The sequence below is a fragment of the Methylobacterium mesophilicum genome (assembly GCF_022179445.1).
GTDB lineage: Bacteria > Pseudomonadota > Alphaproteobacteria > Rhizobiales > Beijerinckiaceae > Methylobacterium > Methylobacterium mesophilicum.
The window spans coordinates 1-230 of record NZ_BPQU01000181.1 but is presented as its reverse complement, the minus strand read 5'-3'; the positions used below and the strand labels follow the sequence as shown (position 1 = coordinate 230).

Annotated in this window: 1 protein-coding gene; it reads right to left on the bottom strand. The window is 66.1% G+C overall.

All coding sequences use genetic code 11. From position 1 onward, the window contains the following. On the bottom strand, window positions 1-230 hold a 230-nt coding region (locus tag MFF40_RS28660; protein WP_238263216.1), incomplete at both ends, for a hypothetical protein.

Here is a 230-nt window from a genome sequence, read left to right as displayed (position 1 = left end):
CCCGCTTCTCCAGTTCCTGCCCGATCGCCGTAATCTCCGGCAGGCCGTAGCCTTGCGGCGGGATCAGAACGCCGATGATGGTTTGGCGATTGCCTTCCGGCAGGTATTCCGTCTTGGGCATGAAGACCACGATGCACGCCGCCGCGACGGCCAGAACCGTCGCCGCGACGATGACGCGCCGGATGACGCCGCCCATCAGCCAGGTGAGTGCGGAACGCAGGATGCCGTCG